At 70.4% G+C, this 13,821-nt stretch carries 13 protein-coding genes; 9 read left to right on the forward strand and 4 right to left on the reverse strand.

From position 1 onward, the window contains the following. Positions 1-68 precede the first annotated feature (68 nt). The 7 genes from NDI86_RS09505 (at position 69) to NDI86_RS09535 (ending at position 7,279) form a co-directional block, all read left to right on the forward strand. Positions 69-221 carry an FmdB family zinc ribbon protein gene (locus NDI86_RS09505; RefSeq protein WP_310900185.1) on the forward strand — a complete coding sequence of 51 codons (153 nt, stop codon included), beginning with the start codon at positions 69-71 and terminating at the stop codon, positions 219-221. 171 nt (positions 222-392) lie between these two features. Then, a complete protein-coding gene (locus NDI86_RS09510) occupies positions 393-1,493 on the forward strand; it encodes a M48 family metalloprotease (protein ID WP_310900186.1) in 1,101 nt (366 codons plus the stop codon). Positions 1,494-1,563: 70 nt separating this feature from the next. Continuing rightward, entirely contained in the window at positions 1,564-2,496 is a 933-nt protein-coding gene (gene lipA / locus NDI86_RS09515; protein WP_310900187.1) for a lipoyl synthase, read from the forward strand. Between the two features lie 208 nt (positions 2,497-2,704). Continuing rightward, a complete protein-coding gene (gene pdhA / locus NDI86_RS09520) occupies positions 2,705-3,823 on the forward strand; it encodes a pyruvate dehydrogenase (acetyl-transferring) E1 component subunit alpha (RefSeq protein WP_310900188.1) in 1,119 nt (372 codons plus the stop codon). After that, the gene (locus tag NDI86_RS09525; RefSeq protein WP_310900189.1) at positions 3,820-4,812 is read left to right on the forward strand and encodes an alpha-ketoacid dehydrogenase subunit beta; all 993 of its coding nucleotides are present in this window, start codon (positions 3,820-3,822) and stop codon (positions 4,810-4,812) included. Before pdhA ends, NDI86_RS09525 begins: the two co-directional genes overlap by 4 nt. A 2-nt stretch (positions 4,813-4,814) precedes the next feature. Continuing rightward, positions 4,815-6,437, forward strand: coding sequence for a 2-oxo acid dehydrogenase subunit E2 (locus NDI86_RS09530; RefSeq protein ID WP_310900190.1), 1,623 nt, complete (start codon positions 4,815-4,817; stop codon positions 6,435-6,437). Between the two features lie 227 nt (positions 6,438-6,664). Beyond that, positions 6,665-7,279, forward strand: coding sequence for a hypothetical protein (locus NDI86_RS09535; protein ID WP_310900191.1), 615 nt, complete (start codon positions 6,665-6,667; stop codon positions 7,277-7,279). 17 nt (positions 7,280-7,296) lie between these two features. On the opposite strand, the gene NDI86_RS09540 is transcribed toward NDI86_RS09535, so the two are convergent. The 4 genes from NDI86_RS09540 to NDI86_RS09555 form a co-directional block, all read right to left on the reverse strand. Then, positions 7,297-8,547 carry an MFS transporter gene (locus tag NDI86_RS09540; RefSeq protein ID WP_310900192.1) on the reverse strand — a complete coding sequence of 417 codons (1,251 nt, stop codon included), beginning with the start codon at positions 8,545-8,547 and terminating at the stop codon, positions 7,297-7,299. Positions 8,548-8,586: 39 nt separating this feature from the next. Further along, positions 8,587-9,999 (reverse strand): FAD-binding oxidoreductase, encoded by a 1,413-nt coding sequence (locus NDI86_RS09545; RefSeq protein WP_310900193.1) that lies wholly within the window; start codon positions 9,997-9,999, stop codon positions 8,587-8,589. A 2-nt stretch (positions 10,000-10,001) separates the two neighbouring features. Next, a complete protein-coding gene (locus NDI86_RS09550; RefSeq protein WP_310900194.1) occupies positions 10,002-11,417 on the reverse strand; it encodes an FAD-binding oxidoreductase in 1,416 nt (471 codons plus the stop codon). A gap of 276 nt (positions 11,418-11,693) precedes the next feature. Beyond that, positions 11,694-12,023, reverse strand: coding sequence for a carboxymuconolactone decarboxylase family protein (locus NDI86_RS09555; RefSeq protein ID WP_310900195.1), 330 nt, complete (start codon positions 12,021-12,023; stop codon positions 11,694-11,696). Between the two features lie 91 nt (positions 12,024-12,114). Here NDI86_RS09555 and NDI86_RS09560 point away from each other — a divergent pair, with 91 nt between their 5' ends. Then, a complete protein-coding gene (locus NDI86_RS09560) occupies positions 12,115-13,092 on the forward strand; it encodes a replication factor C small subunit (protein WP_310900196.1) in 978 nt (325 codons plus the stop codon). Between the two features lie 91 nt (positions 13,093-13,183). Then, positions 13,184-13,810, forward strand: a complete 627-nt coding sequence (locus NDI86_RS09565) for an archaellin/type IV pilin N-terminal domain-containing protein (protein ID WP_310900197.1) — start codon at positions 13,184-13,186, stop codon at positions 13,808-13,810. Positions 13,811-13,821: the final 11 nt, after the last annotated feature.

Consider the following 13,821-nt stretch of genomic DNA (forward strand, 5'->3'; position numbering starts at 1 on the left):
CCGCCGCCGCCGACGCAGCGCCGGGCCAGCGTTTAAATGACTGTGAATTTACATATGTACTGCGCCCAATGTCGAACCAGGATAGCGCCGCCGAAACCGGAGACCCGAACTACGAATGTGACGAGTGTGGTAACGCGTTCCACACGTCCGAGTCGCCGGACTCGCCGCTGTTCGAGTGCCCGGAGTGCAAGTCCGACAACGCGTCGCCGCTGAACCGGTGACCGGACGATAGCAACAGTCGTCGGGGTGGCGCGGGCGGGCGGCAGCCGGTGGGAGGGCGACAGCACGCCGCCGGGACGCGGCAGCGAAGCGCTGGGACGGGCCCGCACCCGTCGGGAGCCTCGTCACCGCGCCCCGGGGAGTTTTGACCGGGCCGGACGAGAGAGCTACGCGTGAACCCCGTCGCCGCCCTCGCGACCCTCGCCATCGCCGCGCTGACCGGGCTCGTCGTCCATCTGCGGGCCCGCCGGTACGGGGCCGACGAGCGGGGCGACCCGGAGACGGCGGGGAACCTCCGTCGGCTCCAGCGGGTCGGGGTCGTCGCCGGCTGGCTCGTCGGCACCGCCGTCGGGCTCGGCTTCGACACGCCGACGACCGGAACCGCGCTCGTCGCCGGGGTGGCTCCGTGGCTCGGCGCGGCCGCGGCGGGCGCAGTCGGGACGGGGCTGGCCCTGGCCGTTCCGGCAGTGCTCGCGGCCCTCGCGGCCCGCCTGGGCGCCCTGCCGCTCCAGCGGACCGTCGAGCGGCTGACGCCGACCTACGGCGAGGTGCTGCGGTTCGAACTGGAGCGGGCGACAGCGAGTGTTGTCGGCCTGTCGCTCGCGGCGCTGGTCGTCGCTGTGGTGCCCGACGGCTGGCCCCGTATCGGCGCGGCCGTCGCACTCGGCGCCGGGGCGACGCTCGGGACGCCGGCGTGGCTGGTGCTCACACACCGGGCACGTCGCCCGACCGGCGCCGAGACGGCGGCCGTCGCCGCGGCGCTGCCCGACAGCGTGTCGCTGCTCGTCGTCGAGGGGGGCCCGGCCGGACTGAGCGCCGTCGCCGCCGGGGTGGCGCCGGGGCCCCGGTACGTCTTCGTCGACGCGACGCTCTTTGCCCTACTGGGCGACGCGGAGGTCCGGGCGGTCGTCGCCCACGAGGTCGGCCACCACCGCCACGGCCACGTCGCGGCCCGCTACGCCCTGCTCGTCGGGGCCGTCGTCCCGCTGCTCGCCGTCGCCGAGTTCGCGCCGTCGCTGCTCGTCCCGGTGCTTCCCGTCGTCGCGGTGTACGGGCTGGGCGCGCTCGTCGCGGTGCGCCGGATGGAACTGACGGCGGACGACCACGCGCTGGCCAACGGCGGCGCGGCGCTGGCCGACTCGCTGGAGACGCTGTTGGGACTGGGCTACCTGCGGGCCGCGGCCGGCGGTCCCGCGCGACTGCTCGCGGTCCACCCGCCGCTGATAGACCGCATCGAGCGGGCCCGGAGTACGGACGGACAGACGGGGCAGTGACCCGACGACGGCGCGGCCGTCGGCGCGTCGAACCCAACGGCTTTTGCCGCGACGGCCCTACCTCGAAGCAATGAGTCGTTCGCGCAAACCCGACTGGCTGAAGATGCGGCCCCCAGCGGGCGAGCGGTTCACGGAGATCAAGCGGAGCCTCCGCGAGCGGGACCTCCACACCGTCTGTGAGGAGGCCAACTGCCCGAACATGGGCGAGTGCTGGTCAGGTGGCGCGAACGCGCCACCGGACGAGGAGGCGGCGGACGCCGCCGACAGCGGCCCCGGGACGGCCACCTTCATGCTCATGGGCGACCGCTGCTCGCGGGGCTGTAACTTCTGTGACGTCGAGACCGGCGGGATGGAACCGCTCGACCCCGACGAACCCGCGAACGTCGCCGACGCCGTCACCGACATCGGCCTGGACTACGTCGTCCTGACCAGCGTCGACCGCGACGACCTCCCCGACCAGGGCGCGGGCCACTTCGCCGAGACCATCCGCGAGATAAAGCGGCGCGACTCGGACATCCTCGTGGAGTGTCTGATTCCGGATTTCCGGGGCGAACCCGACCTCGTCCGCAGAATCATCGACGCCGAGCCGGACGTGCTGGCCCACAACATCGAGACCGTTTCCCGCCTCCAGTGGCCGGTGCGTGACCGCCGGGCGGGCTACGAGCAGTCGCTGTCGGTGCTCCGGCAGGCCGACCGGGAGAGCGACGTCTTCACCAAGACCAGCCTGATGCTCGGCGTCGGCGAGTACGCCCACGAGGTGTACCAGACGCTCTCGGACCTCCGTCAGGTCGGCACCGACATCGTCACCTTCGGGCAGTATCTCCGGCCCTCCCGGTCGCACCTGGAAGTCAGCGAGTACGTCCACCCGGACGTCTTCGACACCTGGCGGCGGGTCGCCGAGGAGGAGTTCGACTTCGCGTACTGCGCTTCCGGCCCGATGGTCCGGTCCTCGTACCGGGCGGGCGAGCTGTTCGTCGAGAGCGAGGTCGCAAAGCGACCTTGAACCGGAACGGGGAGTGCGAGGCGCGGAGCCTCGATAGCGAGCGGCGAAGCCGCGAGCAGAAGCGACCCGTGAAAGGTAGTGTGCTTCGTGATGGAGAGACGGTCGATAACGCCCGCCGGCGGGCGGGGTCGGACGAATGATTCCCTCAAAGGCACTGGCTGCACTGACCGCGAAAACCCTAAGCGTGGTGCGTGCCAACGTCTAGCGCATGTATCGCGCAGGGAGCGTCCTCCAGCGGGACCCCGGCGACCGGGTACAGATACTCGACGAGGACGGGCAGGTCGTCGACGGGGCGACCGTCCCCGACCTCTCGGACGACGAACTCGTCGAGATGTACCGCTATCTCAAGCTGGGCCGACACTTCGACCAGCGAGCGGTGAGCCTGCAACGCCAGGGCCGGATGGGAACCTACCCACCGATGGCCGGCCAGGAGGCCTCCCAGGTGGGCAGCGCCATGGCCCTCTCGGAGGGCGACTGGACGTTCCCGAGCTACCGCGAACACCTCGCACTCGCAGTGCGGGGCTGGTCGCTGTCGGACGACCTGCTGTACTGGATGGGCAACGAGTGGGGCAACGCGCCGCCCGAGGACGTGCAGGTGTTCTCGATGGCGGTCCCCATCGCCACCCAGATACCCCACGCGACCGGCGCTGCCTGGGCCGCGAAACTCCGCGGGGACGACGCCGTCGTCCTCGCGTACTTCGGCGACGGCGCGACCAGCGAGGGGGACTTCCACGAGGGGCTGAACTTCGCCGGCGTCTTCGACGTCCCCGCCGTCTTCTTCTGTAACAACAACCAGTGGGCCATCTCCTTGCCCCGCGAGCGCCAGACCGCCAGCGCGACGCTGGCCGAGAAGGCCGCGGCCTACGGCTTCGACGGCGTCCAGGTCGACGGGATGGACCCGCTGGCGGTGTACCAGGTCACGAGCGAGGCCGTCGCGAAGGCCCGCGACCCGCCAGAGGGTGCCCTCCGACCGACGCTCGTCGAGGCGGTCCAGTACCGATTCGGCGCGCACACGACCGCCGACGACCCCTCCGTCTATCGCGACGACGACGAGGTCGAACGCTGGAAGCGAAAGGACCCCATCCCCCGACTGGAGACGTTCCTGCGCGAGCGCGGGTTGCTCTCCGACGAGCGCGTCGCGGCCATCGAGGAGACCGTGGCCGACGAGGTGGCCGACGCCATCGAGACGGCCGAGTCGACCGAGCGCCCCTCGCCCGAGGAGATGTTCGCCCACGTCTACGCGGACCTGCCGAAACGACTCGAACAGCAACTGGACTACCTGCGCGAGTTGCGAGCGCGCCACGGCGACGAGGAGCTGTTCCAATGAGCAGCGCGGACGGCCAGTCGCTCACGCTGGTCCAGGCGGTCCGTGACGGCCTCTATGGCGAGATGGAACGGGACGAGGACGTGCTCGTCATGGGCGAGGACGTGGGCCGCAACGGCGGCGTCTTCCGGGCGACGCAGGGACTGTACGAGGAGTTCGGCGCCGACCGCGTCGTCGACACGCCGCTCGCGGAGTCGGGCATCGTCGGCTGTGCCATCGGCATGGCGGCCTACGGCCTGCGGCCGGTCCCCGAACTCCAGTTTGCCGGGTTCATGTACCCCGGTTTCGACCAGATTGTGAGCCACGCCGCCCGCCTGCGGACCCGAAGCCGTGGCCGGTACACGTGTCCCATCACTGTCCGGGCGCCCTACGGCGGCGGCATCCGCGCGCCCGAACACCACTCCGAGTCGAAGGAAGCCTTCTACACTAACGAGCCCGGCCTGCAGGTCGTCGTCCCGTCGACGCCGGCCGACGCCAAGGGGCTGCTCGCCGCCGCGATACGTGACCCCGACCCCGTCGTCTTCCTCGAACCGAAGCTCATCTACCGGGCGTTCCGGGCGGCGGTGCCCGAGGAGCCGTACACGGTCGAGTTAGGCACCGCCGAGGTCCGCCGCGAGGGGACGGACGTGTCGGTGTTCACCTGGGGCGCGATGGTGCGGCCGACCATGGAGGCCGCCGAGGAGTTGGCCGAGGAGGGAGTCGACGTCGAGGTCGTGGACCTCCGGACGCTCAAACCGATGGACACGGACACAGTCGTCGCCTCCTTCGAGAAGACCGGCCGTGCCGCCGTGGTCCACGAGGCGCCACTGACCGGCGGGCTGGCCGGCGAGATTATCGCTACCATCCAGGAGGAGGCGCTGCTGTATCAGGAGGCCCCAATCCAGCGCATCACGGGCTTCGACGTCCCCTTCCCGCTGTACGCGCTGGAGGACTACTACCTCCCCGAGACGGCCCGCATCAAAGACGGTATCACCGACGCCGTAGAGTTCTAGCCATGTTCGAGTTCGAGTTGCCCGACCTGGGCGAAGGCGTCGCGGAGGGCGAGGTGCTGGCCTGGCACGTCGCGGTCGGCGACGAAGTGGTCGAGGACCAGGTGCTCGCCGAGGTCGAGACCGACAAGGCCGCCGTCGACGTGCCGTCGCCGGTCGACGGCGTCGTCCGGGAGGTACACGCCGATGTCGGCGACGTCGTCGCCACTGGCGAGGCGCTGGTCACCATCGAGGAGGGCGCAGAGAGCGAAGCGGCGGCCGAGAGCGGGGGCGAGTCGGCCGCCGAGGCGCCGGAGTCGGGCGACGGCGCCACCGAGCGGGTCTTCGCCCCGCCGAGCGTCCGCCGGTTTGCCCGCGAGCAGGGCGTCGACATCACCGCCGTCGAGGGGTCGGGTCCCAGCGGACGCATCACGGAGGCCGACGTCGAAGCGGCCGCCGATGGCGCGACTGCCGACGCGGACGATGGCCCCACGTCTGTCGTCTCGCGGGTCGGCGGCGGCACGGACGACAGCGACGACGGGCCGACCAGCGTCGTCTCGAGAGTGACCGAAGACGGGGACGGCGAGAGCGACGACGGCCCCACGTCGGTCGTCTCGAAGGTGAGCGAGGCCGACGGCGAGGAGTCGGCAGCCGAGTCCGCCGTCGGGCGGGCGTCGACCGAGCCGATGGCCGAGCCCCGGGACCACACGCTGGCGACGCCCGCCACCCGTCGGCTGGCCCGCGAACTCGGCGTCGACATCGACGCGGTGCCGACCGACGAGACCCGCGACGGCGAACCGTACGTCGACGCCGCGGCGGTGCGGGCAGTCGCGGAGCGCGAAGGGGGCGCCGTCGAGGTCACCGACGAGGCGGTCCGCGAGGTCGCCGAGGGCGTCGTCGCGGACCTCCGAGCGACCGCCGAGGAAGTCGGGACGCCGGTCGAGGCGACCGACGCGGACCGCCGGGAGCCCTATCGTGGCGTCCGCCGGACCATCGGCGAGCAGATGGCCCGCTCCCGCCGGGAGGTGCCCCACGCGACCCACCACGACAGGGTAGCAGTGCCGGGCCTCGTCGAGGCCCGCGAGCGCCTGCAACCGCTCGCCGAGGACCGGGGCGTCCACCTCACCTACACGCCACTGGTGCTCAAGTGCGTCGCCGCCGCGCTCGACGACCACCCGATTCTGGCGACCCAATTGGACACCGAGGCCGAGGAAATCGTCTACCGCAGCGACCGGGCGATTGGCGTGGCGACGGCGACCGACCACGGACTCGTGGTGCCGGTCGTCGGGGACGTCGACGAGAAGGGGCTGCTGGAACTGGCCGCGGACGTCGAGTACCTCGTTTCGCGCGCGCGCAGTCGCGACATCGCCCGAGAAGAGATGCAGGGCGGCGTCTTCACCGTCACGAACTTCGGCGCCATCGGCGGCGAGTACGCCGACCCCGTCATCAACGTCCCCGAGACGGCCATCCTCGGCGTCGGCGCGCTGAAAGAACGTCCCGTGGCCGAAGACGGTGAAGTCCGCGCGGAACCGACGCTGACGCTGTCGCTGGCCATCGACCACCGGGTAATCGACGGAGCGGACGCGGCCCGGTTCGTCGACACCCTCAAGTCCTATCTGGCTGACCCGCGGCGACTGTTACTGGGGTAAGCGCACCAGTTCGTCGCGGAGTTGTGCCACCGGCGCCGTGGCCGCGCGCAGTCGCTCAGAGCCACCGACCGAGCGCCGGAAACGGCCGCTTGCGTGCGCGGACGTGCCACCTGCCGGCGGGTCCGGCCCTGTTGCTCGGCAGCGGTGGCAGGGTAGTTTTCGGGGTACTCCGGACCGCCGACGGCTGGGGGTGTATAACGAAATAGCGGCGGGGCGGAGCCGCTCCCATGGCAACAGAGGAGCCACAGCGGCGACTGGGTGAAATCGAGAACGGCGTCAGCGTCGAGGACCACCTCGCGTTCATCGAGTGGGTGGCCAAGAACCCCGACGACGCGATGCTCTCCTTCCGGGCGACCGGCGAGACGGAGGCGGCGGTCAACCGGACCACGGCGACAATCGGCGAGTACGGCCTCGGCGGCGAGGAGATGGGCGAGAGCCGCGAGCACACCCTGGAGTTCGGCCTCCCCGTCGAACTGGAGGAGGCGATGGCCTACGTCGAGCCGACGGACCGCTACGAGGCCATCGAAGGCGCGCTCGCGGGGCTGACGGCCTGTATCAACGGAACGATTCAGTACAACGCGCTCCGGGAGGGCATCCCGGTCGAGTCGATTACGACGCGGGTGCGCGTGCCGACGGACCTGCGGATGCTGTTCGGCGTCCACGACACCGACCGGGCCGACGAGATGTTCGGCGAGCCCGAAATCGAGGTCGAAGTCACCGGCAGTGACCTCAGCGACGAGGACGTGACGAAAATCGAGGGCTATCCGAAGCGCTCGCCGGTGTACACCCTCGTGACGCTGGCCCACGAGAACAACCCCGACGTGACGGTCACGTCGGAGTAAACGAGGCGGCCGGTTTTTTATCGCGCGCTTTCCGACGCGTCGACGGCGGGCGGTCGCCGCCGCGGGGACCGGCGGACGACGACCGCCGTCGCGAGCGCGACTGCGACGGAGAGCACGCCCGCTGCGAGGAGCACCGGCGCGTAGCCCAGACCGGCGGTCACGGCGAGCCCGGCGAACGTTATCGGCCCGGCGAAGCGACCGAGGAATGTGGTGCTGTTGCGCAGGCTGAAGGTCCCGGCACGGTACTGGGCCGTCGTCCGCTCGCTCAGCGCGGCGTCGATGCTGGGCAGGAGCAGCCCGATGCCGGCGCCGGCGAAGACGACCCCGAGGAGGACGGCCCCCAGCCAGTCGGCGACGCCGATACACAGGAAGCCGACGCCGTAGCAGGCGAAGCCGAGCCCGACCAGCTGGACCGAGGTGAACCGGCGGGCGAGCCGACCGGTCGCCGTGGCGGCGACCATCGAGACGGCCTCCGCCGAGAGGATGACCGCGCCGACAAGCACCGGCGCCAGGAGCGGTTCCAGCAGGAACGGGAGCGTCGTGAACACCACGCCGAAGGCGAGAAACTCCGTCAGGAAGGTCGCGCCAAAGAGCGCGAGGATGGCGGGGGTCGCGATGCGCGAGAGCGCCGGCCGGAGCGAGACGCCGCCGCCGCCCTCGGCCCGCGCGGTCGGTTCCTCCAGCAACAGCCAGACGGCGACGGCCAGGGGCAGCGCCGCGAAGTAGGTGAGGAAGGGCGCGTTCCACGAGAGGGTCACGAGGTAGCCGCCCAGCACGGGAAAGAGCGCGGCCGTCGCGGAGAGGACGGCGACGTTGACCCCGAGAACGGCGGTGCGCTGGGCGTCCTCGAAGGTGTCGCCGATGATGGTGACGGTCGTGATGAAGATGGCCGCGGCGCCGGTGCCCTGGAGCACCCGCAGCGCCATCACGACCTCGAACGACGGGGCAAAGGCCATCGCGCCGCCGAGCAGCCCGAACGCGGTGAGGCCACCGACGAGCACGCGCTTGCGGCCCAGGCGGTCCGCCAGCAGCCCGACGAACGGCGACAGCAGGATGCCGACGGCGAAGTAGCCACTGACCAGCAGGCTCGCCTGGGCCGCCGTCACGCCGAAGGTGTCACGGAAGACCGGCAGCGCGGGGCTGACGAGCGGGACGCCAAGGGGCGCCAGCGCGGTCGAAAGCAGGACGAACTGGACGGTCCGCGAGCGCCACGGGACGCCGTCGTCGGCCGGGGTAGTCCGCGACCCGGCCGCCGCGTCCTCAGCCATGTGACCCCGCCAGCAGGCGACCGGCCGTGCGTTCGTCCATCACTCCGCCCCTCCCGGCGCGACGTTCTGGTTCAGCCGGAACAGGTTCTCGGGGTCGTATCTCGTCTTCACGTCGACCAGCCGCTCGTAGTTCCCGCCGAACAGCAGGTGGGCGGGGTCGTCGGCGAAGCCCGGGAAGTTGCCGTAGCGTCCGCCCGAGACAGGCAGTTCCTCGGCGGCGGCAAAGCCCTCGCGGACCCACGCGACGTTCTCGTCGTCCGCGTCCGGGTCTATCCAGTTGGCCTCGAAGTTGAGCATAAAGGGCTCCTCGCGGTGCCAGAACGCGGTGGCCTCGGGCGCCACGTCTGCGACGGCGCCGCCGAGCCACCAGCAGTCGACCGTCGACAGGTCGGAGGGCGCCCGTTCGTTGTATCGCACCAGCAGGTCGACGACCTCGTCCGTCAGTTCGTCGAGGTACAGCGACTTCCAGTAGTATCTGAGCCCGTCGGGGTAGTCCTCGTCCAGCAGCGCCTGTAGCTCCTCGAACCGGGTCCGGCCGCTGAAGTCGGCGATGGGCTCGCCGTCGGTCAGCGGGCCCACCACGTCGTCGACGGCGTCCGGGTCACCACGGACACAGCCGAAGAAGACGAGCGACGGCTCGCCCCACGACGCCTCGGGGAACGGCTCCTCGTCGGGGACGTGTGCGAGGAACGGGAGGACGGCCGCGGTTCGGGGCGCCGACGCGGTCCACTCGCGGAACGCCGCCAGCCGGTCGCTGGCCTCGTCGGCGTGGTACCAGACGAACAGCCGGGACACCTCCGGGCCGACCTCGTGGAGGTCGTACTCCAGCGAGGTGACGACGCCGAAGTTCCCGCCGCCGCCCCGGACCGCCCAGAAGAGGTCCGCGTGCCGGTCCTCGCTCGCGGTACGGACCTCGCCGTCGGCGGTGACGACGTCAACCGACCGGAGGTTGTCCGCTGCCAGGCCGTACTCCCGGGAGAGGTGACCGTAGCCGCCGTTGAGCGTGAGCCCGGCGGCGCCCGTCTCCGAGACGACGCCCAGTGCGGTCGCGAGGCCGAACAGTTGCGTCTCGTGGTCGATGTCGCCCAGCAGCGCGCCGCCGCCGGCCCGGACCGTCCGGGCCTCGGGGTCGGCGTGGACGCCGTCCATCGGCGAGAGGTCTATCATGACGCCGCCGTCGCTGACGGCGTTGCCCGAGACGTTGTGGCCGCCGCCGTGGACGGATAGCTCGCTGTCCGTCTCACGCGCGAACTCGACGGCCGCGACGACGTCAGCCGTCCCCGCACACTGGACGACGAGGGCCGGAGCGCGGTCTATCATCGCGTTCCAGATGGTCCGGGCCTCGTCGTAGCCGTCGTCGTCGGGTTCGAGGACGACGCCGCGGACGCGCTGTCGCAGCGCGTCGATGCGCTCGTGTGGCAGTCCCGCGTCTGGGTGGGTATCGAGTGACATGGTTACTGTGGGGCGGGCTCGACGTTGTGGTTCAGCCGGAAGACGTTCTCGGGGTCCCAGTCGGTCTTGACCTCGACGAGCCGGTCGTAGTTCTCGCGGTAGGCCGCGCGGGCGTCGCCCACGTCCTCCGGGACGAAGTTCGAGTAGACGCCGCCGGTCGCGTGGGGCGTCATGGCCTCGTGGAGCTCTCGGGCCCAGGCGATGCAGTCGTCGTCCCGGTCCGGGTCCGTCCACCGCGTGTGGAGGTTCATCACGAACTCGGCGTCGCGATGCGGGTAGGCGGTGGCGTCGACGGGCACTTCGTTGATGGCCCCGCCGAGTTGTGCGACGCCGATTTCGGTCGCCTCGGTGGGGATTTTCGCGCCGTACTCGACGAAGGTGTCTATCATGCCGTCGGTCAGCGCCTCGAAGTTGTGGGACTTCCAGTAGTTGCGCGCGCCGGGTTCGGCGAGGCCGTCGAAGGCCTGCTGCCAGCCCGCGTAGGGATGGGGGCCGACCGCGTCGGCGACCGGGTCGCCGATGGCCCGCACCGGCGCGAGGACGCCTTCGCCCGTATCGACGTCGCCGGCGTAGAAGGGCGCGAGGATGAGCACCTTCCGACCGTGCCACGACTCGGGGATGACCGGCAGCGGCGGCGCGTGCCGGATGATGAACCAGACCGTCGCCTCGTCCGGGAGGTCGGCGACGACCTCCCGGTACTCGGCGAGGACGTCGACGGTGTCCTCGAAGGGGTGGACGATGGGACCCGAGAGCACCTCGGGGCCGACCTCGTGGAGCGCGAACTCGAACGACGTGACGACGCCGAAGTTCCCGCCGCCACCCCTGAGTGCCCAGAAGAGGTCCGGATGCTCGGTCTCGCTGGCGTGGACCAACTCGCCCGTCGCGGTGACCACGTCGGCCGAGACGAGGTTGTCGACGGTCGTGCCGTACCGCCGGGAGAGCCACCCCCACCCGCCGCCCAGCGTCAGCCCGGCGACGCCGGTCGTGGAGTTGTACCCGACGGGCGTGGCGAGCCCGAACGCCTGGGCCTCGTGGTCGAGGTCGGCCAGGACGGCGCCGGGTTCGACGCGGGCCCGCTTCGTCTCGGGGTCGACGCGCACGCCGTCCATCGGCGAGAGGTCTATCATGAGGCCGTCGTCGACCACCGCGCGGCCGGCGATGTTGTGGCCGCCGCCCTTCACCGAGATGCGCAGGTCGTGGTCGGTACCGAAGCGGACGGCCTGGATGACGTCCGCGGGGCCGGAACACCGTGCAATCAGCGCGGGAGCGCGGTCTATCATCGCGTTCCAGATGGTCCGGGCCTCGTCGTAACCGTCGTCGCCCGGTTCGAGGAGGGTCCCCCGGAGCCCCGACCGGAAGTCGTCTATCGCCTGTGCCGGGACCGTTCGGTCCCCGGTCGGTGTGCCTGACTCACTCATACAGTCACTGTCGCGTCGCGCGAGCAAAGCTATAGAGAGCCATCCGGCCGCTAGGGCGGCGCTGCCGGCGACACACGTGCGTTACCGACCGAGAAGTGAGCCGCTGGTGGCAGCAGGGGGGCACGCATCCGGCCGGTAGCGGACGCAAACCGGTCGGTGGCACGCATCCGGCCGGTAGCGGACGCAAACCGGTCGGTGGCACGCAGCCGGCCGGTAGCGGACGCAAACCGGTCGGTGGCACGCAACCGGCCGGTAGCGGGTTCTCCGACCGCTGGCTCACTCCGTCAGGTCGGAAATCCAGCTCCGGGCGGCCATCGCCTGCGGGAACCCCAGCGTCGGAATCGACAGCACCGCGACGTGTTGCAGTTGCTCGGCCCCGAGCCCTTCGTCCAGGCCGCGCCGGACGTGCGAGTGGACCGCGCCCTCGGACTCGGCGCCGATGGCGAGTGCGAGTTTGACCAGCCGCCGGGTCTCGTCGTCGAGCGGCCCCGCCTGCGAACAGGCCCGCCCGAGGTCGTTGTAGGCCGCCCACACGTCGGGTTCGGTCTCGGCGAAGGTGGCGGCGGTCGCCGGCAGTTCCTCGGTGTCCTCGATGTCGTCGGACATGTGCGGGAGTTCGTGGGCCACGGTAACATAGTTTAGCCGGGGCCGCCGAACGAACGGTTCGTTTATGCCGGGCCCACGCTACCCCTGACACATGAGTGAGGCCGACACGGAGTCGCGGGCGGGACGCGAGGAAGTGTGGATAGAGAAGTACCGTCCCGAGACGCTGGCCGACGTGATGGGACACGAGGACATCGTCGGGCGCCTACAGAGCTACGTCTCCCGGAACGACCTGAGCCACATGCTGTTCTCCGGGCCGGCCGGTACGGGCAAGACCACCTGTGCGACCGCCATCGCCCGGGAGCTGTACGGCGAGGACTGGCGGGAGAACTTCCTCGAACTGAACGCGTCCGACGAGCGCGGTATCGACGTGGTCCGGGACCGTATCAAGAACTTCGCGCGGACCAGTTTCGGCGGCTACGAGTACCGCATCATATTCCTCGACGAGGCAGACGCCCTCACCAGCGACGCGCAATCTGCACTCCGCCGGACGATGGAGCAGTTCTCGAACAACGTCCGCTTTATCCTCTCGTGTAACTACTCCAGTCAGATAATCGACCCCATCCAGTCCCGGTGTGCGGTCTTTCGCTTCTCGCCGCTCAGCGACGACGCCGTCGAGGCCGAGATTCGCCACATCGCCGCCGAGGAGGACATCGAACTCACCGACGACGGGCTGGACGCGCTGGTGTACGCCGCGGCGGGCGACATGCGCAAGGCCATCAACGGGCTACAGGCGGCGTCGGTCAGCGGCGACGTGGTCGACGAGTCCGCCGTCTACGCCATCACCTCCACGGCCCGGCCCGAGGAGATTCACGGGATGGTCCAGTCGGCACTGGACGGGGACTTCACCGCGGCGCGGGCGACGCTCGACCGCCTGCTCACGGAGGAGGGTATCGCCGGCGGCGACGTCATCGACCAGTTGCACCGCTCCATCTGGGAGTTCGAGGTCGACGACCGGGCGGCGGTCCGCATCCTCGAACGGGTGGGCGAGACCGATTATCGAATCACGCAAGGGGCCAACGAACGGGTCCAGTTGGAGGCGATGCTCGCCTCGCTGGCGAACCCCGAATAGGCCGCAGTAGCCCCGAACCCCTCGTTTTCACCGGCGATAATTGCTCACGCAGCTTTATACGGGTGTAGTCACCACACTATCAGTAACTGAAATGTACAGCTTGAATCGCCAAGCAGCCGACGACCGGGGACAGGTGGGCATCGGGACGCTCATCGTGTTCATCGCGATGGTGCTGGTCGCCGCCATCGCCGCCGGCGTGCTCATCAACACGGCGGGGTTCCTGCAGAGCTCCTCGCAGGCGACCGGTGAGGGCGCGAGCGACGCGACGTCGAACCGGCTCCAGGTGGTCAGTGTGACGGGCGTCCACCTCGGCAACGACGGCGTCGGCGTCGTCGACCTCGTCGTGAAACGCGGACCGGGCGCGAGCAACGTCGACCTCGCGACGACGACCATCGAGTGGGTCGGACCGACCGGCTCGTTCTACCAGCTCGCGGAGGACGGCGCGGACGGGAGCCCCGACGGTCGCTTCGTCGTCGACCCCATCCAGGACAACGACGACTCCGACCCCGTCCTGAACGACCAGGAGGACAGACTGAAGATCAGGCTCGACCTCGGTTCGGACGACGGCGGTGACCTGTCCGACGGCACCCCCTTCGGAAACGAACTCGGCGAGGGCGAGAGCGCGACAGTCCGCATCACGACGGCCTCCGGCGCGTCCACGGAGACGCGCATCGTCGTCCCGCCGACGATATCGGGCACGTCGGCGGTCCAGCTGTAACGGGGGTCACC

The organism is Haloarcula onubensis (assembly GCF_031624605.1).
In the GTDB taxonomy this organism is placed as follows: domain Archaea; phylum Halobacteriota; class Halobacteria; order Halobacteriales; family Haloarculaceae; genus Haloarcula; species Haloarcula onubensis.